Here is a 19,929-nt window from a genome sequence, read left to right as displayed (position 1 = left end):
AAACACACGCCATGGAAATGGGCGTGTGTTTTTTACTAAGATTATATACAGTATTTTAAAGCTTCAATAAATAGTTTTTTGAAATCGTTTGTTTCGATAGACATAACAACTGAGCAGTTAGGGAAGTGCGTGTTAAAATCTGTAACAGTTGCACCTTTTGTAAGTGTTCCAGTGGTCTCAATTTGTACATCTGCCTCTTTCACATCAAATTTTTCAGGATGTAATAAATAAAGTATCGTATATGCATCATAGATATTGATTCCTTTTTCAAAATCGTCGCCCTTATAATGTTTGAAAAGTTGATGCAACATGTCACCGGTTTTGTTTAAACTTTGTAATTCATTCACCGTTGCGTGACTAAGTGTAGAACTTCTAGCTACATCCAAGCCAACCATAGTAATTGGTAATCCAGAGTTAAATACAATGTGTGCTGCTTCTGGATCACAATAAATATTAAATTCTGCTAATGGTGTGACATTGCCTCGAGCTGCCGAACCACCCATTAATACAATTTCTTTAATATAATCTTTTACTTCTGGATAGGTTGAGAGTAATAGGGCAATATTTGTTAAAGGTCCTATTGGTATTAAAGTAATAGGGTCTTCACTTGATTGAAGTTCTTTGCGCATGGCTTCTACAGCATGAGTGGATGATAAATCACTGTAATTAATCTTAGGAAAATCATATCCTCCCATCCCAGATTCACCATGTACTGCACTAGCATCTACGATTTCTGATAATAATGGTTGAGAGGAACCTCTATGTACAGGAACGGTACTCGAGAAAAAGCGTTTAAGTTTCAAAGCGTTCGCAGTTGTTTTTTCAATACCCACATTTCCATTAACTGTAGTAATCATTCGCAAATCAAAATTAGGATGATTTAATGCAATGCTAATCGCAGCAGCATCATCAATTCCAGGATCTGAATCTATGATAATAGGTTGTTTCATAATTGAATTTCCTCCTAAAAATAAATAATCATTTAAATATAGTGTACATTGTTTTACCTAGAAAATGTTGTATAGCAATTGAAAAATTAAGCGACTATTGATAGGAATATGAGCAAATAATGTTGTAAAGACATTCCATAGAGCCTAAGTTTAGTTTATTAGTATTTATTTTGAATAATCTAGGTTAGTTTTTAATATTCGTGAAGTATTTTCATTAGAAATCAGCGTCATCTAATGAAAATACTATTTGAAAATAGGGGGGATATGAAGAAGGAAAAGTGACGGTCAGTTGCATGTTTGGTTTACCATAGTTAATATAAACGATTAATTTAGTACTTTCTTTTCATACGAAAAATTTATAACAACAAAACATACATATTTTGAAATTAACGAAATCAATATATAAAGAGACCCCCTACACAAATGAATGCGTAGGGGGTCTCTATGTTCTAAGGCTTCTCAGAAGAGAAGTCTATATTGATTATAAGTGGCTTGAGTGTCCACCTTGCATTACCCAATAAGTACCGATAACAGTAATTAAAGTAATGATAATCGCAAATAAAACTTTAAAGGTTTGTAAATTACCACCTTTACCTTCAGTTAAGTGCATGAACATTAATAATTGAACTGCAGCTTGTATAAAAGCAAAACCAAAGATGATGGTAATCTTAGCATTAAGTGCCATAGATGTGTATAAGGTTACAAATACAGCTAAGATCGTTAAAACGATTGAGGCGATAAAACCTACAGTATGTTTTACTATTGTATTCATCCGCTAAACACCATCCCTATCATATATACGGCAGTGAAGATGAAAATCCATACAACATCTAAAAAGTGCCAGTATAAACTAACTATAAATAATTTAGGAGCATTGTCTTTATTTAATCCGCGCATTGCTACTTGAATTAATAGGCAAATAATCCAAACAATACCTAATGACACGTGGGCACCATGTGTTCCTAATAGAATAAAGAAACTAGACCAATAAGAACCGATAGTTAGATTAACACCTTCATGTACGTAGTGCGCAAACTCATAAATCTCGAAGCCTACGAATACCATACCAAGTAATACAGTGATAATCATCCAAATCAGCATTAATTTTTCTTTTTCTTTTCTCATATAGTAAATTGCAATACCACATGTATAAGAACTAATTAATAATGCAAATGTCATAATTAAAACTAATGGTAATTCAAACAATTCAGTCGTCATTTTTCCAGCATAATCGCCACCGTGTTGAAGTGTTAATAATGTTGCGAATAACGTACCGAATAATGAGAATTCTGCTGTAAGGAATACCCAAAAGCCAAGTTTATTTAAATTACCTTCATGCGAACGTTGATCAATTGTGTTTGCATCATGACTCATGACTTACAGCCTCCCTTTCTTTTATACGTGCATCACGTAAACGTTTTTCAGTTTCAGCAACTTCAGACGCTGGTATATGATAACCATGGTCGATTTGGAAACTGCGATAAACCATAGTTGCGAAGATACCAATTAAACAAATAATAGCTGGAACGAGTGTTTCAAAGATAAGGAAGAATCCACCAATAGTGAAGAGAATTCCCATCCAGAATCCAACAGGAGTATTATTTGGCATATGGATATCTGTATAGTTATGGTTGTCTAAATAATGACGACCATGTTCTTTCATATCTACAAATGTATCATAGTCATTCCAGTCTGGTGTGATAGCAAAGTTGTATTTAGGTGGCATTGCTCCAGCAGTTGCCCATTCTAAAGTACGTCCTAAACCATCCCAGTTGTCGCCAGTTGCTTCACGTGGTGCTTTGAAGAAGCTGTATACGATACTTGCAACTAAGAACATAAATCCTAATGCCATTAATAGGGCACCGACAGTTGAGATTGCGTTTAGTAACCACCAACCATCTTCTGGCATATAAGTGTATAAACGACGTGGCATACCATCTAATCCAAGGATGAATTGTGGTATGAAACAAACGTTAAATCCGATCATGAATAACCAGAAACACCATTTGTTTAATGTTTCGTTTAACTTGAAGCCAGTCATCTTAGGCCACCAGAATATTAAAGCTCCAAGACAGGCAAATACTACACCAGCTACTAGCGTATAGTGGAAATGCGCTACTAAGAAGTAAGTATTATGATATTGATAATCTGCTGCCGCCATTGAAAGCATAACACCTGTTACCCCACCGATTAAGAAGTTCGGTATGAACCCTAATGCGAATAGCATTGGAGATTCGAAGGTAACACGACCTTTATAAAGCGTGAACAACCAGTTAAAGATTTTAACACCAGTTGGTATACCAATTAACATGGTTGAAATTGAGAAGAATGAGTTAATTAATGCACCATTACCCATTGTGAAGAAATGGTGAACCCAAACTAAGAAACTTAAGAATGCGATACCTGCAGTCGCCCAGACCATGCTTTGATGTCCGAATAGGCGTTTACGTGCAAATGTCGGAATAATTTCAGAGTAGATACCGAATGCTGGCAAGATAACGATATACACTTCAGGGTGCCCCCATACCCAGAAGAAGTTAGCCCAAAGCATTGGCATACCACCATTTGCAACTGAGAAGAATGCTGTGTCGAAAATTCTATCAGTTGTAAATAGCGCTAATGTAACTGTTAATACTGGGAAAGCCAAGATAACGATTAATGCTGTAATAAAAGTCGTAACCGTAAACATTGGCATTTCCATAAATTTCATTGTTGGTGTTTTACATCTAAGTATAGTAACAAAGAAGTTAATACCAGTCATCAGTGTACCAATACCGGAAATTTGTATCGCTATTAAGTAATAGTTGACACCAGGTCCTGGACTGAATTCTCCTGCGAGTGGTGCGTAGTTTGTCCAACCAGCTGCAGGTGAGCCTCCGACTATAAATGAAAGGTTGAATAAAATCATACCTGAGAAGAATAACCAGAAACTTACGTTATTTAATACAGGGAATGCAACGTCACGCGCACCAATTTGTAGTGGTACGACAACATTCCATAAACCAAAGATGAAAGGCATAGCCATAAAGATAATCATTATTACGCCGTGCGTACTAAAGACTTCATTATAATGGTTTCCTTCTAAAAATGTATTGTCTGGAATGGCTAATTGCGTACGCATCATTAGCGCGTCAATACCACCACGTACGAACATTAATACCGCACAGATTAAGTACATTGCACCAATTTTTTTATGGTCAATAGATGTGAACCATTCTCTGTATAGATATTTCCATAATTTGAAATAGCTAATTACTGCGATCACGGCAATAACTGCGAAAGGAGCACCAATTTGTCCCATTGTTATCATCCAGTTACCTTGAACGAGTAATTGATCCCATGGAAAATTCATTAATGTCCACCTCCATTTTCATGGTCTTTTTTCTCAATTTTAGATGCTTTTTCATCTTTAGCACCTTCAGAGATTTTTTCCATTTCATCCATATTATGTGATTCTTCATCTTTGAATTCACTATCATATGGTTCATTATTGCCTAAAATCATGGCTTTCATTCCATGACGTTCGTAGTTAGCATTTGTGATTTGCGGCTTACGTGCAGGTTGATCTGGTTTATCTAACACATCTGCTGTACGTTCTTCTTCAGTGTTAAAGTTTGGATCTTTTTGAACGAAATTATAACGATCATAAGCATAGAAAATATACTCAGGATCTGCTGCAGGATCAACAAATGCTAAATGCGTACCACTGAAAGTTAAATTTTTGTTTTCAGTAGTTGGTAAAAGTTGCTTATCAAATGTATCTTGATCCAATACTTTTTGTTTTTTGGCATCTTTTACCCAATCCTCGAATTTGCTTTGGCTTACTGAATTCACATCAAATGTCTGACGACTGAAGCCTTCACCATTGAAGTTTGAGTTACGTCCACGGAACGTACCTTCTTCACTAGCTGTTAAAGTCCAGTCCATAGTCATACCTGTCATCGCATATTTTTGACCACCTAATTGTGGAATCCAGAAACTTGTCATCATATCCATTGATTGGAGCTTGAAGACAACTGGGCGATCTTTCGGAATAGTTAAATGGTTAACTGTTTCGATTTTCTCTTCAGGATAACTAAAGAACCACTTATAACCAGCACTTGTAGCATAAACAACAAGTGGATCGTCTTCTTTCTGTGGTTTTTCCTCGTAATTATAAAGTGAATTAACTGTTGGAATAGCTAATGCAATTACAATAATTACTGGAATAATAAACCAAATTGTTTCTAATAAAGAATTGTGGTGCATCTTACCTGATTCATCAGTGTTTCCAATTCTATATTTATATAGAAAAACTGTGAATAGAATAAGTACAGCGGCAATAATAACAAGCATGAAGATAATTGAATACATAATCAAAAACTTCGAATCACTTGCCATCGGCCCTTTTGGGTTTAAAACTTCTACGTTAGAACAGCCACTAAGTAAAATTAGCGAGCCAAAGAGTAGAAGCAAAGACTTAAATTTTGACACTTTTTTGACCTCCTAATACTACAAATGTAGGGCTTAACATCAATTTTAAGATATTACGTAATATTTACAAGTGTTTGTGCGAAAAAAAATATTGTAAAATTAAAAGAAACCCAACAAACTCAACGTCTGGTGGGCTTTCAAAGATTTGTTAAAATTATGTGTACATTTTGTGAAAAGTGTCATATTTAAGGCGAAAGGGTGATTTTATCAAAAAAGTAGTGATAAAGGTTATCATTTAGCTTGATTTTTGCTATGTATGGAATTTTAATTTATTTAACTTCTATATAACGTATCGATTTACTTGATGCGCCGTTTGAATCTTCCACTTTATACTCAATTTTGTATTTTCCAGCTTGGTTGATATTAACATTACCATCAACTTTAATTTTATGTGTTAAATCGCCGTCTTCTTTATCGTATGCATGTACACCATTTAAAAGATTATATTCTTCACCTTTATCTATGATTGTATCATTCGTACCTTTAAGCTCTGGAATTGAATTGTCAGTGGCTTCTGCACTTAGGTTTGGGGATACAAGAGTTGCAGAAACGCCAATTGCTGATAACGATTGTATAAGTTTATTCATTTATTGACCTCCAAGAAGAGACTTTAATTGATTTATCTATACTATACTGTAATGCGCTGTGTATTACATCATACTATAGTCCTAATATACCTTATTTATTTAAATATAATTGTAATTTTTAGTTAAAAATAAGTAAAATGAACTTTTTGTGAATTTTATCACAAATTTGTTTTGAAATACTATAATTTGTAATAAAATAAAGTAGAAATGATAAAGCTATATTTGAAGAAATGGAAGTGCTTATTATGTTGAATGAAAAAGAAAAAGCGATTATTAAAGAAACGGTTCCGGTATTGCAAGAAAGAGGGGTAGAAATCACATCGTTTTTCTATAATAGAATGTTTACACAACACCCTGAATTAAGAAATATGTTTAATCAAACAAACCAAAAGAAAGGATTGCAATCAACAGCGCTAGCACAGAGTGTATTAGCTGCAGCGATGAATATTGATGATTTGACACGTATTTTACCAGTTGTGAAAGAAATTGCATTTAAACATTGTGCATTACAGGTGCCGCCAGCTGGTTATGATATTGTAGGTGAAAATTTATTAGCTGCCATCCAAAATGTTTTAAAATTATCGGATGATGATGCAATATTAGACACTTGGGCTAAAGCATACGGAGAAATTGCTAAAGTATTTATTGAAGTTGAAAAAGATATTTATAAAACAATGGCATGGGATGGTTTCCAAGCATTTGTAATTAAAAATATAGAAACTGTAGCTACAGACATCAAAGCATTTACAGTTAAATCTGATGAAATAGACATGAGTAAATTTAAACCAGGTCAATATGTCACGGTCGATGTGAAGAGTGCGTCACTACCATACCGTGCTAAACGCCATTATTCAATTGTAGAAGGTGATAGTGAAACACTGACTTTTGCAGTTAAACATGATGTAACAACAACACATGAAGGGGAAGTGTCTACGATACTTCATAGTGAATACAAAGAAGGCGATACGATTCAATTATCAGCACCAGTAGGTCCGTTTTCCGTGGTCAACAGTGAGTCACCACAGCTATTTATTGGATCCGGTATCGGGGTTACACCTTTAATTCCAATGTTTAATCAAGTGGCTAAGTCAGAAGCGCCAATTCAATTTATTCAAAATATTATTAATGATACAGATATACCATTCTCAAATAAACTAGAGGCAATAGCTGAAAGTAAAGAGAATAACGATTATATTATTTATGATAAGCATAAAATGGGTTATATGGATGCATCGTATTTGAATCAATTTATAACAAAAGATACTGAAATTTATGTTTGTGGTGGTGTTAATTTCCTTCAATCTATCATCACTACCTTAAAAGAAATGGAAGTTGATGAAACGAAAATTCATTTCGAATCGTTTATCCCTAAATTAAGTGTTGGTGTATAAAGTGTTATATGATTGAATGAAATAATATAAATTAACAAAAAACAAGACACGTTAAGTCGTATTGAACTTAACGTGTCTTGTTTTTTGTTAATGAAGCAGTAAAGCATTTTATTTATATAAATATCAAAAAAATTGATTCTTTATCTCGCGAGTTTATTCAATCCCTCTACGCATTTTTTCAGCTATAAGTGTGTTATTTAATACCATTGTAATTGTCATTGGGCCAACGCCACCAGGTACGGGTGTAATTGCACCTGCCACTTCTTTAACTTCATCGTATTCGATATCACCTTTTAATTTACCATTTTCATCAGGTGTATTCCCTACATCGATTACAACCGCGCCTTCTTTAACGTCTTCTTTTGTTACTAATCCAGGACGACCCACAGCACTAACAATGATGTCAGCATTTTTTAAATAACGCTTCATATCTTTAGTTCTTGAATGAAGAATCGTTACGGAAGCATTTTTTTGAAGTAATAATTTAGAAACTGGTTGACCTACAATGTGACTACGTCCGATAACAACAGCGTCTTTTCCTTCTAAATCAATATCGGCATGATTTAAAAGTTCCATGATGCCTAATGGTGTACAAGGTACAAATGTTTGTTGATCAATATAAAGCTTACCAATATTTTCAGGATGGAAGCCATCGACATCTTTTGCTGGGTTAATAGATTCTAATACTTTTTGTTCACTTACTTGATCAGGAAGTGGTACTTGGACTAATATACCGCTCACACTATCATCTTCATTTAAGCGTTTTAATTCGTTTAAAACGTCTGCTTCAGAAGTAGATTCGTCGAGATGAACAATTTCTGAAATCATTCCAATCTTTTCCGCAGCTTTCTTTTTAGAGTTGACATAACTTTGACTTGCACCATCATTACCGACTAGAATAACAGATAATTTTGGTGTATACCCCTCAGCTTGTAAAGCTTCAACTTGATCTTTAAGTCCTTGTCTGTAATCTTTAGCGATTTGTTTCCCGTCTAAAATTTTTGCGACCATGAAAAAATCCTCCTTGAATGTTTGAACTTTACTTAACATTAACACAAATGATGGGATAATTAACAACCAAAAGACGTAGATTAAACAAAAAAAAAGTATTAAAGTTCGATTTTTGATTGAAAAAGCATCATTTACTTGTTATGCTATATCTGTAATATACATCTAATAGTAGTATCATTTCAAATTTCTGAAAGGGTGTTCATTTTGAAAGTAGTAGTCATTATGGGAAGTTCTTCTGATTGGGAAACAATGAAAGAAAGTTGTTCGATGTTAGACCAATTTGAAATTCCGTATGATAAAAAAGTAGTTTCAGCACATCGTACGCCTGAATTAATGTTTGAATTTTCAAGAGAAGCGAGAGATGCAGGATATGATGTCATTATCGCTGGTGCAGGCGGTGCTGCGCATTTACCAGGTATGGTTGCGTCAATGACGACTTTACCAGTAATTGGCGTTCCTATTGAGTCTAAAAGTTTAAAAGGAATGGATTCGCTATTGTCAATCGTACAAATGCCAGGTGGTATTCCAGTAGCAACGACAGCAATAGGTAAAGCTGGCGCTAAAAATGCGGGTATCTTGGCTGCAAGAATACTTAGTATTGGTAATCAAACAGTGCAAAAGAATTTGGAAAATTATGAGAAATCTTTAGTTGAGAAAGTGAGTGATATGCAAGATGAACTTGAGTAAATTAAAATTCGGCTCAACCATAGGTATCATAGGAGGCGGTCAACTGGGCAAAATGATGGCGCAGTCTGCCCAACAAATGGGATACAAAGTGATTGTGTTAGATCCCGATTCATCATGTCCTTGCCAGTATGTTGCCAACGAGTTCATCAACGCTGCGTATGACGACCAAATAGCACTAGATCGACTTGGAGCATTATCAGATGTAATAACGTACGAATTTGAAAATATCTCGGCTAATCAATTACAAGCATTAGCTTCAAAATATAATATTCCTCAAGGCTATCAAGCGATTCAATTACTTCAAGATCGCCTGACGGAGAAACAAACTTTACAAGATTCTGGCAGTAATATAGCGCCGTTCTTCCAATTAACTGACTATGACGATCTAGTTAAAGCGGTTGATTCAATTGGATATCCTTTTATTGTTAAAACACGTTTCGGTGGATATGACGGTAAAGGTCAAGTGCTTGTTAAAGACGCCACTCATTTAGATGAAGCGCATCAACTGATTCAAGCACAAGAATGTGTAGCAGAACAGTACCTAAACTTAAGTAAAGAAGTTTCTTTGACAGTAACCATCGGTACAAACAATCAGATCACATATTTCCCTCTACAAGAAAATGAACATCAAAATCAAATACTATTTAAAACAATCGTGCCTGCGCGAGTACAAGATAATAAAGAGCAAGAAGCGCGTAATGAAGTAAATAAAATAATTAAAGCCATACATTTTATAGGCACATTTACAGTTGAATTTTTTATAGATCAACAGAATCAATTATATGTAAATGAAATTGCGCCTAGACCACATAATTCCGGACATTATTCAATTGAAGCTTGCGAATATTCTCAATTTGATACACATATTAAGGCGATAACAGGACAACAATTACCACAACAAGTAACACTATTGATACCGGCGATTATGATGAACTTATTAGGCAGAGATTTAGATTTATTAGAAGATCAATTCGCAGAACACCCTGAATGGCATGTCCATATCTATGGCAAAAACGAACGTAAATTTAATCGTAAGATGGGACATTTAACGGTGTTAACTAATGATATAAATGAAACTGAACAAAAGTTGCTTAAACAATTTGAAGGGAGATAAATATATGTCTTTGTTATATGAAGGAAAGGCTAAAAGAATTTTTTCAACAGGAACGTCTGATGTATTACGAGTTGAATATAAAGATGAAGTGACAGCTGGAAATGGTGCTAAAAAAGACTTCATTGAAGGGAAAGGGCGCTTAAATAACCAAATTACCTCTCGTATATTTAATTATTTGAAAGCTAAAGGCTTGAATAGTCATTTTATTGAGCAAATATCTGAAACGGAACAATTAGTTAATTCGGTTGAAATCATTCCTTTAGAAGTTGTAGTTAGAAATATTGCAGCAGGCTCAATTACAAAAAGACTAGGTTTTGAAAAAGGACATACATTTGAAACACCATTAGTTGAATTTTTCTACAAGAATGATGATTTGAACGACCCCCTTATCACTGAAGACCATATTAAACTACTTCAAATTGCTGATGATGGTGAAATTGAAAAATTAAAAGAAGCAGCAACAGAAATTAATGAAGTATTAGTGAACTTAATGGACAAAATGAATTTAAGATTAGTCGATTTTAAAATTGAATTCGGACGCACAAATGAAGGTGAAATTTTATTGGCTGATGAAATTTCTCCAGATACATGTCGAATTTGGGATAAACAAAGTGATACAAATTTTGATAAAGATGTTTATCGAGAAGATACAGGATCAATTATCGAGACATATCAAACTTTTTTAAATAAATTGGAGGCACTCTAACAATGAAAACAATTGAATTGCATATTACATTACAACCACAAGTATTAGATACACAAGGACAAGCATTAAATCGAGCTGTACATGATTTAGGATATAAGCAAGTCAATGATATCAGAGTTGGTAAAGTACTCTATATGACTGTTGATGAAGCAACTGACGAAGCAGTTCATAATGTTGTAATTACGTTAAGTGAAAAACTTTTTGCTAATACTGTTATTGAAGAATATAGTTATAAAGTATTGGAAGAAGGAGAGAAGGCATAATGAAATTTGCAGTGCTGAAATTTCCAGGATCAAATTGCGACAGAGACATGTATAATGCTGCATTGAAATCAGATGTAGAAGCAGAATATGTAGATTATAGAAATACATCGTTGGACGGTTTTGATGGTGTACTGATACCAGGTGGTTTTTCTTTTGGTGATTATTTACGTTCTGGGGCAATGGCAAGTGTTGCACCAATTACAGAAGCAGTAAAACAATTTGCGAAAGAAGGTAAACCGGTACTTGGTGTGTGTAATGGGTTTCAAATTCTAACTGAAATTGGTTTACTTCCAGGTGCTTTACTACATAATGATTCTCATTTATTCGTGAGTCGAAATGAATCATTGCGTGTGGTAAATCATAATACGGCATTCACAAATTTATATAATGAGGATGAAACTGTAGTTTATCCTGTTGCCCATGGTGAAGGTCATTATTATTGTACTCAAGATATGTATGATCGTTTAGAGGCAAATAATCAAATTATATTAAAATATGTCAATAATCCGAATGGTTCTTTTAATGATATCGCAGGTATTATCAATGAACAGGGCAATGTGTGTGGTATGATGCCTCATCCGGAACGTGCTATTGAACCAATTCTTGGTACAGATAGCGGCGTAAAATTATTTCAAGCAATGGTAAATAGTTGGAGGGAACAAAATGTCTAAATTTATTGAACCAAGTTCTGAAGATATTAAAATTGAACAACTGTACAAGGATATGGGATTAAGTGATGAAGAATACGCAAAGGTTTGTGATATTTTAGGTAGTGAACCTAACTTTACGGAGATTGGTATTTTCTCAGTTATGTGGAGTGAACACTGTTCTTATAAACATTCCAAACCCTTTTTAACACAATTTCCAACTTCAGGTGAACATGTTTTAATGGGCCCAGGAGAAGGCGCAGGCGTTGTTGATATTGGTGATAACCAAGCGGTTGTGTTTAAGGTTGAGTCACACAATCACCCTTCTGCAGTTGAACCATACCAAGGCGCAGCTACTGGTGTGGGAGGCATTATTAGAGATATTGTTTCTATTGGTGCACGTCCAATTAATTTATTGAATAGTCTAAGGTTTGGTGAATTGGCAGAAAAACAAAACCGTCGACTTTTACGTGGCGTTGTTGCAGGTATAGGTGGCTATGGTAACTGTATAGGAATTCCTACAACTGCTGGAGAAATAGAGTTTGATGATCGATATGATGGCAACCCACTCGTCAATGCGATGTGTGTAGGCATAATTGATCACGACATGGTTCAAAAAGGGACGGCTAAAGGCGTTGGAAACTCTGTTATTTATGTTGGTTTGAAAACTGGCCGCGATGGTATTCATGGTGCGACTTTTGCTTCTGAAGAATTAAGTGAAGATAGTGAAAGCAAACGACCATCTGTTCAAATTGGTGATCCATTTGTAGGTAAAAAATTAATGGAAGCCACGCTAGAAGCCATCACATTTGATGAACTCGTTGGTATCCAAGACATGGGGGCTGCAGGACTAACATCATCATCCTCAGAAATGGCAGCTAAAGGTGGTAGTGGCTTACATTTACGTTTAGAACAAGTCCCTACAAGAGAACAAGGTATTTCACCGTATGAAATGATGTTATCTGAAACTCAAGAACGTATGTTGCTTGTTGTAGAAAAGGGAACAGAACAAAAATTCTTAGACCTCTTTGATAAACATGAGTTAGACAGTGCAGTAATTGGAGAAGTAACTGACACGGATCGTTTCGTATTAACTTATGAAGATGAAGTATTTGCCGATATTCCAGTTCAACCTTTATCTGATGAAGCGCCAGTTTATGTACTTGAAGGTACGTCGCCAGAATACAATGAAATTAAAAATGACTATAGCAGTGTAGATGTTGAATCCGTATTTGATCAATTATTACAACACCCAACTATAGCTTCGAAGCGTTATTTATACGAACAATATGATCAACAAGTAGGTGCTAATACGATAGTTAAGCCAGGATTACAAGCCTCTGTTGTGCGCGTTGAAGGAACTGATAAAGCTATTGCGTCAACGATTGATGGAGAAGCCCGCTATGTATTTAACAATCCATATGAAGGTGGAAAAATGGTTGTTGCCGAAGCGTATAGAAATTTAATTTCTGTAGGTGCAACGCCTTTAGCTATGACGGATTGTTTAAATTATGGCTCACCTGAGAAGAAAGAAATATATCAACAATTAGCAGATTCAACAAAAGGTATGGCAGAAGCATGTGAGATTTTAAGCACACCTGTCGTTTCGGGTAATGTGTCTTTATATAACGAAACGAGAGAAACATCTATATTCCCAACACCTGTAGTAGGTATGGTTGGTCTCATCGATGACATAAGTTATCTTAATCATTTTAATCCTTCTGTAGGAGATACATTATATGTTGTTGGTGATACAAATGACGATTTCGGTGGTAGTCAAATTGAGAAATTGTTGTATGGTCAAGTGAATCATGAATTTGAATCCATTGATTTATCGGAAGAAGTTCGTAAAGGTGAATCGATAAAACAAGCAATTCGAGAAGGGGTAGCTTCACATGTGCAAACAGTAGGTAAAGGTGGCTTATTGCTTACTTTAGCTCGTATCAGTGCACATTACCAACTTGGTTTACAGGCGAAACTAAGTGTTACGAATGCGCAACTGTTTAGTGAAACACAAGGACGTTATATTGTAATCGTAAAAAATGGTCAATCATTAAACTGCGATCATGCTGTTGAGATTGGTAAAGTGACTAATGATCAACAATTTAAAGTGACGAATGAACAGAGCGAAATTGTGCGTGATGTAAAACATTTAAATGATTTATGGGAAGGAGCTATACCTCAATGTATGACAGCAACGGATTAAATGAAGAATGTGGCGTGTTTGGCATATGGAATCATCCGGAATCTGCTCAATTAACCTATATGGGACTACACAGTTTGCAACATCGTGGTCAAGAAGGTGCTGGAATCGTTTGTTCAAATGGTGAAGTGCTTAAAGGTGAACGTGGTTTAGGTTTATTGACAGATGCGATATCAGATACACAAATGGAATCATTTAAAACATATCAACATGCAATTGGGCATGTGAGATACGCAACATCCGGGAATAAAGGTATAGAGAATATTCAACCGTTTTTATATCATTTTTATGATATGAGTGTTGCAGTTTGTCATAATGGTAATCTTATCAATGCGCAAAGTCTAAAAAAATCTTTAGAACATCAAGGCTCTATTTTTCACTCTTCTTCAGATACTGAAGTTATCATGCACTTGATACGAAGAAGTAAAGCACCTACATTTGAAGGTGCTTTTCAAGAAAGTTTAAGAAAAATAAAAGGCGGATTTACTTTTGCGGTACTAACTAAAGACGCTTTATATGGTGCAGTTGACCCTAATGCGATTCGACCATTAGCTGTTGGTAAAATGAAAAATGGTTCAAATATTATTGCAAGTGAAACATGTGCAATCGATGTCCTAGGTGCTGAATTTGTAAGAGATATTCATGCTGGAGAATATGTAGTCATCAATGATGATGGGATCAGAGTCGAATCTTATACGCGTCATACAACGACGGCTATTTCAGCTATGGAGTATATTTACTTTGCTAGACCTGATTCAACCATTGCCGGTAAAAACGTACATGCTGTTAGAAAACAGTCTGGTAAACAATTAGCGAAAGAAAGTCCAGCATCAAGTGCGGACATGGTTATTGGTGTACCTAATTCTTCACTTTCAGCAGCATCTGGTTATGCCGAAGAGAGTGGACTGCCGTATGAAATGGGTCTTGTTAAAAATCAATATGTTGCAAGAACATTTATTCAACCGACACAAGAATTACGTGAACAAGGCGTCCGCGTAAAATTATCTGCTGTAAAAGATATTGTCTATGATAAAAATATTGTCTTAGTAGATGATTCGATTGTCAGAGGTACTACGAGTAAACGTATAGTACAAATGTTGAAAGACGCAGGCGCTAAGGAAGTTCATGTACGCATTGCTTCTCCTGAGTTTATGTTTCCAAGTTTTTATGGCATAGATGTTTCAACAACGGCAGAGCTTATTTCATCAAATAAATCGCCCGAGGAGATTAGTGATTATATTGGAGCAGATTCACTGGCTTATTTAACAGTCGAAGGTCTAATTGATTCTATTGGACTTGATTGCGATGCGCCTTATAGTGGACTTTGTGTTGAAAGTTTCACAGGTGATTATCCTGCAGGTTTATATGATTATGAGCAAGATTATGTAGCGCATTTAAGTGAACGTCAAAAAGCATACTTAGCAAATCATCAACAATACTTTGATAGAGAGGGTAATTTAAATGTCTAAAGCATATCAACAAGCAGGCGTCGATATTAATGCAGGGTACGAAGCGGTAGAACGAATGACAAGTCATGTCCAAAGAACAATGCGCAAAGAAGTACTTGGTGGATTGGGTGGCTTTGGTGCTACGTTTGATTTGTCACAGTTGAATATGAAAGCACCTTTACTTGTATCAGGTACAGATGGTGTAGGTACAAAATTAAAATTAGCCATCGATAACGATAAACATGACACGATTGGTATAGATGTTGTCGCAATGTGTGTCAATGATATTTTAACTACAGGTGCAGAACCACTTTACTTTTTAGATTATATTGCAACTAATAAAGTCGTTCCTGAAGTCATTGAGCAAATTGTCAAAGGGGTAAGTGATGGCTGTGAAGAGACCAATACAGCTTTAATCGGTGGAGAAACAGCTGAAATGGGAGAAATGTATCACGAGGGTGAATATGATTTAGCAGGCTTCGCAGTAGGTGCAGTAGAAAAGGATGACTATATTGATGGCTCATCTGTTGAACCTGGACAAGCAATTATAGGTCTTGAATCTAGTGGCATACATTCCAATGGTTATAGTTTAGTTAGAAAATTAATACAACAATCAGGTATTAAATTAAGTGAACCATTCAATCAAGAACAGACATTTTTAGATGCTTTTTTGAAACCCACACGTTTATATGTAAAACCCGTGTTAGCTGTTAAATCATCTATTAAGATATATGCCATGACCCATATTACAGGGGGCGGTTTTTATGAAAATATACCTAGAGCCTTACCTGAGGGGATAACAGCCAAGATTGATGTCACGCAATTTCCTACGCCAGCTATATTTGATTGGTTACAGGAACAAGGAAACATCTCAACTGATGAAATGTATAACATTTTTAACATGGGTATTGGCTTTACTTTAGTCGTTGATAAAAACCAAGTTGAATCAACATTAGAAATACTTAAAGGTCAAAATATCAAGGCATATAAAATTGGTGAAACTGTTAAAGGCAACGAACCAATCCAATTAACGGGGGTATAAAATTGACCAAAATAGCTATATTTGCTTCTGGTTCTGGAAGTAATTTTGAAAGTATTATGTCTAAAATCAAACAAGGGGAACTACCAAATATTGAAGTAACCTCACTTTATACAGATCAAGTAAATGCATATTGTATTGAACGCGCGCGCAAATATCATTTAGATGTTCATATTAATGAATTGAAAAATTTTGATTCTAAAGCGGATTATGAACGTAAAATTATAGAATGGTTAACGTCTGAAAAAGTAGAGTGGATTGTTCTAGCTGGCTATATGAAATTAATAGGTGAAAATATTTTAAGAGCTTATGATAAACGCATTTTAAATATTCACCCTTCATTATTACCAAAATATAAAGGGAAAGATGCTATAGGACAAGCGCTAGCAAGTGGCGATACAATAACTGGTTCAACAGTACATTATGTTGACAGTGGTATGGATACGGGAGAAATTATTGAACAACGTCAATGTGATATTTATCCGGACGATAATAAATCTGATCTTGAAGAAAGAATTAAAGCAATAGAGCATGAATTATATCCAGAAGTCATATCAAAAATCATTCAATAAGAGGTGCTAATTTAAATGAAGAAAGCAATATTAAGTGTGTCTAATAAAGCAGGTATTGTAACCTTTGGTCAATCATTAATAGAGCAAAATTATGAATTATATTCAACGGGCGGAACAATGCGTGAATTAGCCAATGCCGGGTTACCTGTGAAGTCGATTTCAGAGTTGACAGAGTTTGAAGAAATTATGGATGGCAGAGTTAAAACATTACATCCATCTGTACACGGCGGTATTTTAGCTGATAGAGATAAACCTGAACATTTAGAACAACTGCAAGCACAAGGTATTGATTTAATAGATATGGTAGTTGTCAATTTATATCCATTTAAAGAAACGGTTGCAAACCCTAATGTGACAGAAGAAGATGCAATTGAAAACATTGATATCGGTGGACCAACGATGCTGCGTGCTGCAGCAAAGAACTTCAAACATGTTATCACCGTTGTACATCCTGCTGATTATAATGAAGTGATTGATAAATTGAAAAATGGCACATTAGATGAAGCTTATCGCAAATCACTTATGATTAAAGTATTTGAACATACAAATGAATATGACGTAGCGATTGTAGACTATTTTAAAGATAATAAGGAAAGTTTACGTTATGGTGAAAATCCACAACAATCAGCTTATTTTGTTAGAACATCTGATGCCAAACATACTTTAGCAGGTGCCAAACAATTACATGGCAAGCAATTAAGCTATAACAATATCAAAGATGCGGATGCAGCGTTATCATTGGTGAAACAATTTGAACAACCTGCTGCTGTTGCTGTTAAGCATATGAATCCATGTGGCGTGGGCGTTGCTGAAACAATTGATGAGGCATATAAACATGCTTTCGATGCAGATAATCAGTCTATTTTTGGTGGTATTGTTGCTTTGAATAGAACTGTAGAAAAATCATTGGCAGAAGTATTGCATGGTATCTTTTTAGAAGTTGTTATTGCACCAAAATTTACACAAGAAGCTCTAGAAGTGTTAGGTAAAAAGAAAAATATTAGGCTTTTAGAGACTGATATGACAATTGATAATAGTGAACAAGAACTTGTCTCTGTATCAGGAGGTTATCTTGTACAAGATAAAGATAATGTCAAATTAAATAGAGAAGACATGACAGTCGTTACAGAAGTTGAGCCAACAGAAGCGCAATGGGATGCTATGCTTCTTGGATGGAAAGTTGTTGCATCAGTTAAAAGTAATGCTGTTATCTTAAGTAATGCAAAACAAACAGTGGGTATTGGTGCAGGTCAAATGAATAGAGTAGGTTCTGCTCAAATTGCAATTGAAAGAGCGATTGAAATAAACGATGACGTTGCTATGGTTTCAGATGGTTTCTTCCCTATGGATGACACGGTAGAATTAGCTGCAAATTCTGGTATTAAAGCAATTATTCAACCAGGTGGTTCTATCAAAGATCAAGAATCTATTGATATGGCAAATAAACATGGTATTGCAATGGTTACAACAGGCGTAAGACATTTTAAACATTAATTAATATTGGAGGAAATGTAGCTTATGAAAGTACTCGTAATTGGTGCAGGTGGTAGAGAGCATGTATTAGCATTTAAATTAAAACAGTCTCCACTTATTAATGAAATTCATGTGATACCAGGCAATGACGCTATGAAAAATATAGCGACAGTACATACAGATATAGATGAAGCGAATCATGAAAAAATTGTAGATTTTGCTAAGACACAGAATGTTTCATGGGTAATTATTGGACCTGAACAGCCATTAACCGAAGGATTAACCGATAAATTGCAAACAGAAAATATAAAAGTATTTGGTCCAAATGAAGCTGCAGCACAAATTGAAGGTTCAAAATTATTTGCAAAACAACTCATGGAAAAGTATGACATTCCAACTGCAGCTTACAAAGAAACAAATAACAAAACAGATGCATTAGCCTATATTGACACATGTGAATTTCCAATTGTACTGAAAAAAGATGGATTAGCCGCAGGTAAAGGTGTTATTATTGCTAATAATATCGATGAAGCACGTGAAGGAATAGAAATTTTATATTCTGAAGAAAATGGCACAGTTGTATTTGAACAATTTCTTGAAGGTGAGGAATTTTCACTTATGACATTTGTTAATCAAGATTATGCTGTGCCATTTGATTGTATTGCGCAAGATCATAAACGTGCGTTTGACAATGATGAAGGTCCTAATACTGGTGGTATGGGAGCATACTGTCCGGTACCTCATATTGATAAGGGTATGATAGAACGTACAAATAAAGAAATTGCTCAGCCAATTGCACAAGCAATGGCGAAAGAGGGCTATTCATTTTTTGGTGTGCTATATATAGGCGCAATTATAACAAAAGAGGGTCCTAAGGTGATTGAGTTTAATGCAAGGTTTGGAGATCCAGAAGCGCAAGTGTTGTTGACTCGAATGGAAAGTGATTTGATGCAACACATTTTAGATTTAGAGGCGAAGCAACCGATTCAATTTAAGTGGAAAAAAGATGCGGTTGTAGGGGTTATGCTTGCGTCTAAAGGCTATCCAGGTACTTATAATAAAGGTGAGGTCGTTTCAGGGTTTACATTAGATGGAAGATACTTTGTAAGTGGTTTAAATAAAGTTGATCAACATTACGTAACTTCAGGAGGTCGTGTTATTCTCGCTTTAGGCGAAGGTAGCGACATTAGTGAAGCTAAAGCTAATGCTTATGAAGCGGTTGACCAAATTCAAAGTAATGCATTATTTTATCGTTCTGACATCAGTGACAAAGCGATAAAACAAAAATAGCAAAAAAGCGATGGAACAAACTGGTTTAGGTTTTGTTCCATCGCTTTTATTTTTTGGATAAAAATGATTTCGAAA

General features: G+C 35.1%; 19 protein-coding genes. 12 read left to right on the top strand and 7 right to left on the bottom strand.

What is annotated here, in order from left to right; all coding sequences use genetic code 11:
• Window positions 1–41 precede the first annotated feature (41 nt).
• From rihC to ACP7BT_RS04170, 6 genes are all read right to left on the bottom strand, one after another.
• On the bottom strand, window positions 42–950 hold the full coding sequence (gene rihC / locus ACP7BT_RS04195) for a ribonucleoside hydrolase RihC (RefSeq protein WP_041079033.1): 909 nt from the start codon (window positions 948–950) through the stop codon (window positions 42–44).
• A gap of 481 nt (window positions 951–1,431) precedes the next feature.
• On the bottom strand, window positions 1,432–1,722 hold the full coding sequence (qoxD, locus tag ACP7BT_RS04190; protein ID WP_041079035.1) for a cytochrome aa3 quinol oxidase subunit IV: 291 nt from the start codon (window positions 1,720–1,722) through the stop codon (window positions 1,432–1,434).
• Window positions 1,719–2,324 carry a cytochrome aa3 quinol oxidase subunit III gene (gene qoxC / locus ACP7BT_RS04185; RefSeq protein ID WP_002483712.1) on the bottom strand — a complete coding sequence of 202 codons (606 nt, stop codon included), beginning with the start codon at window positions 2,322–2,324 and terminating at the stop codon, window positions 1,719–1,721. The genes qoxD and qoxC overlap by 4 nt, the downstream gene beginning before the upstream one ends.
• Window positions 2,314–4,302 (bottom strand): cytochrome aa3 quinol oxidase subunit I, encoded by a 1,989-nt coding sequence (qoxB, locus tag ACP7BT_RS04180; RefSeq protein ID WP_011303444.1) that lies wholly within the window; start codon window positions 4,300–4,302, stop codon window positions 2,314–2,316. Before qoxB ends, qoxC begins: the two co-directional genes overlap by 11 nt.
• Window positions 4,302–5,423 carry a cytochrome aa3 quinol oxidase subunit II gene (qoxA, locus tag ACP7BT_RS04175; RefSeq protein WP_037538850.1) on the bottom strand — a complete coding sequence of 374 codons (1,122 nt, stop codon included), beginning with the start codon at window positions 5,421–5,423 and terminating at the stop codon, window positions 4,302–4,304. The genes qoxB and qoxA overlap by 1 nt, the downstream gene beginning before the upstream one ends.
• 269 nt (window positions 5,424–5,692) lie before the next feature.
• The gene (locus tag ACP7BT_RS04170; protein ID WP_002483709.1) at window positions 5,693–6,010 is read right to left on the bottom strand and encodes a DUF5011 domain-containing protein; all 318 of its coding nucleotides are present in this window, start codon (window positions 6,008–6,010) and stop codon (window positions 5,693–5,695) included.
• 245 nt (window positions 6,011–6,255) lie between these two features.
• On the opposite strand from ACP7BT_RS04170, the gene ACP7BT_RS04165 reads away from it, so the two are divergent.
• Window positions 6,256–7,401: a globin domain-containing protein gene (locus ACP7BT_RS04165; protein ID WP_041079039.1), complete on the top strand. Its 1,146-nt coding sequence runs from the start codon at window positions 6,256–6,258 to the stop codon at window positions 7,399–7,401.
• 153 nt (window positions 7,402–7,554) lie between these two features.
• On the opposite strand, the gene folD is transcribed toward ACP7BT_RS04165, so the two are convergent.
• Window positions 7,555–8,412, bottom strand: a complete 858-nt coding sequence (gene folD / locus ACP7BT_RS04160; RefSeq protein ID WP_011303442.1) for a bifunctional methylenetetrahydrofolate dehydrogenase/methenyltetrahydrofolate cyclohydrolase FolD — start codon at window positions 8,410–8,412, stop codon at window positions 7,555–7,557.
• Window positions 8,413–8,616: 204 nt separating this feature from the next.
• Here folD and purE point away from each other — a divergent pair, with 204 nt between their 5' ends.
• Genes purE through purD form a run of 11 tightly spaced genes read left to right on the top strand, consistent with a single transcriptional unit; the run spans window position 8,617 to window position 19,854 of the window.
• A complete protein-coding gene (purE, locus tag ACP7BT_RS04155) occupies window positions 8,617–9,099 on the top strand; it encodes a 5-(carboxyamino)imidazole ribonucleotide mutase (RefSeq protein WP_037538847.1) in 483 nt (160 codons plus the stop codon).
• A complete protein-coding gene (gene purK / locus ACP7BT_RS04150; protein ID WP_041079041.1) occupies window positions 9,086–10,213 on the top strand; it encodes a 5-(carboxyamino)imidazole ribonucleotide synthase in 1,128 nt (375 codons plus the stop codon). The genes purE and purK overlap by 14 nt, the downstream gene beginning before the upstream one ends.
• A 4-nt stretch (window positions 10,214–10,217) precedes the next feature.
• The gene (gene purC, locus ACP7BT_RS04145) at window positions 10,218–10,919 is read left to right on the top strand and encodes a phosphoribosylaminoimidazolesuccinocarboxamide synthase (protein ID WP_041079043.1); all 702 of its coding nucleotides are present in this window, start codon (window positions 10,218–10,220) and stop codon (window positions 10,917–10,919) included.
• A gap of 2 nt (window positions 10,920–10,921) precedes the next feature.
• Window positions 10,922–11,182 carry a phosphoribosylformylglycinamidine synthase subunit PurS gene (purS, locus tag ACP7BT_RS04140; protein WP_002483703.1) on the top strand — a complete coding sequence of 87 codons (261 nt, stop codon included), beginning with the start codon at window positions 10,922–10,924 and terminating at the stop codon, window positions 11,180–11,182.
• On the top strand, window positions 11,182–11,853 hold the full coding sequence (gene purQ, locus ACP7BT_RS04135; protein WP_011303437.1) for a phosphoribosylformylglycinamidine synthase subunit PurQ: 672 nt from the start codon (window positions 11,182–11,184) through the stop codon (window positions 11,851–11,853). Before purS ends, purQ begins: the two co-directional genes overlap by 1 nt.
• Window positions 11,846–14,035: a phosphoribosylformylglycinamidine synthase subunit PurL gene (gene purL / locus ACP7BT_RS04130; RefSeq protein ID WP_041079045.1), complete on the top strand. Its 2,190-nt coding sequence runs from the start codon at window positions 11,846–11,848 to the stop codon at window positions 14,033–14,035. The genes purQ and purL overlap by 8 nt, the downstream gene beginning before the upstream one ends.
• Window positions 14,014–15,501, top strand: a complete 1,488-nt coding sequence (gene purF, locus ACP7BT_RS04125) for an amidophosphoribosyltransferase (protein ID WP_041079046.1) — start codon at window positions 14,014–14,016, stop codon at window positions 15,499–15,501. Before purL ends, purF begins: the two co-directional genes overlap by 22 nt.
• Window positions 15,494–16,522 carry a phosphoribosylformylglycinamidine cyclo-ligase gene (gene purM / locus ACP7BT_RS04120; protein ID WP_041079047.1) on the top strand — a complete coding sequence of 343 codons (1,029 nt, stop codon included), beginning with the start codon at window positions 15,494–15,496 and terminating at the stop codon, window positions 16,520–16,522. Before purF ends, purM begins: the two co-directional genes overlap by 8 nt.
• 2 nt (window positions 16,523–16,524) lie before the next feature.
• A complete protein-coding gene (gene purN, locus ACP7BT_RS04115; protein ID WP_011303433.1) occupies window positions 16,525–17,091 on the top strand; it encodes a phosphoribosylglycinamide formyltransferase in 567 nt (188 codons plus the stop codon).
• A 15-nt stretch (window positions 17,092–17,106) separates the two neighbouring features.
• Window positions 17,107–18,585: a bifunctional phosphoribosylaminoimidazolecarboxamide formyltransferase/IMP cyclohydrolase gene (purH, locus tag ACP7BT_RS04110; RefSeq protein ID WP_041079049.1), complete on the top strand. Its 1,479-nt coding sequence runs from the start codon at window positions 17,107–17,109 to the stop codon at window positions 18,583–18,585.
• Window positions 18,586–18,609: 24 nt separating this feature from the next.
• Window positions 18,610–19,854 carry a phosphoribosylamine--glycine ligase gene (gene purD / locus ACP7BT_RS04105; protein WP_115353004.1) on the top strand — a complete coding sequence of 415 codons (1,245 nt, stop codon included), beginning with the start codon at window positions 18,610–18,612 and terminating at the stop codon, window positions 19,852–19,854.
• Window positions 19,855–19,929 lie beyond the last annotated feature (75 nt).

The organism is Staphylococcus sp. Y174-1, from assembly GCF_049897865.1.
In the GTDB taxonomy this organism is placed as follows: Bacteria; Bacillota; Bacilli; order Staphylococcales; family Staphylococcaceae; genus Staphylococcus; species Staphylococcus saprophyticus.
This window is presented reverse-complemented; position numbering and strand designations above follow the sequence as displayed.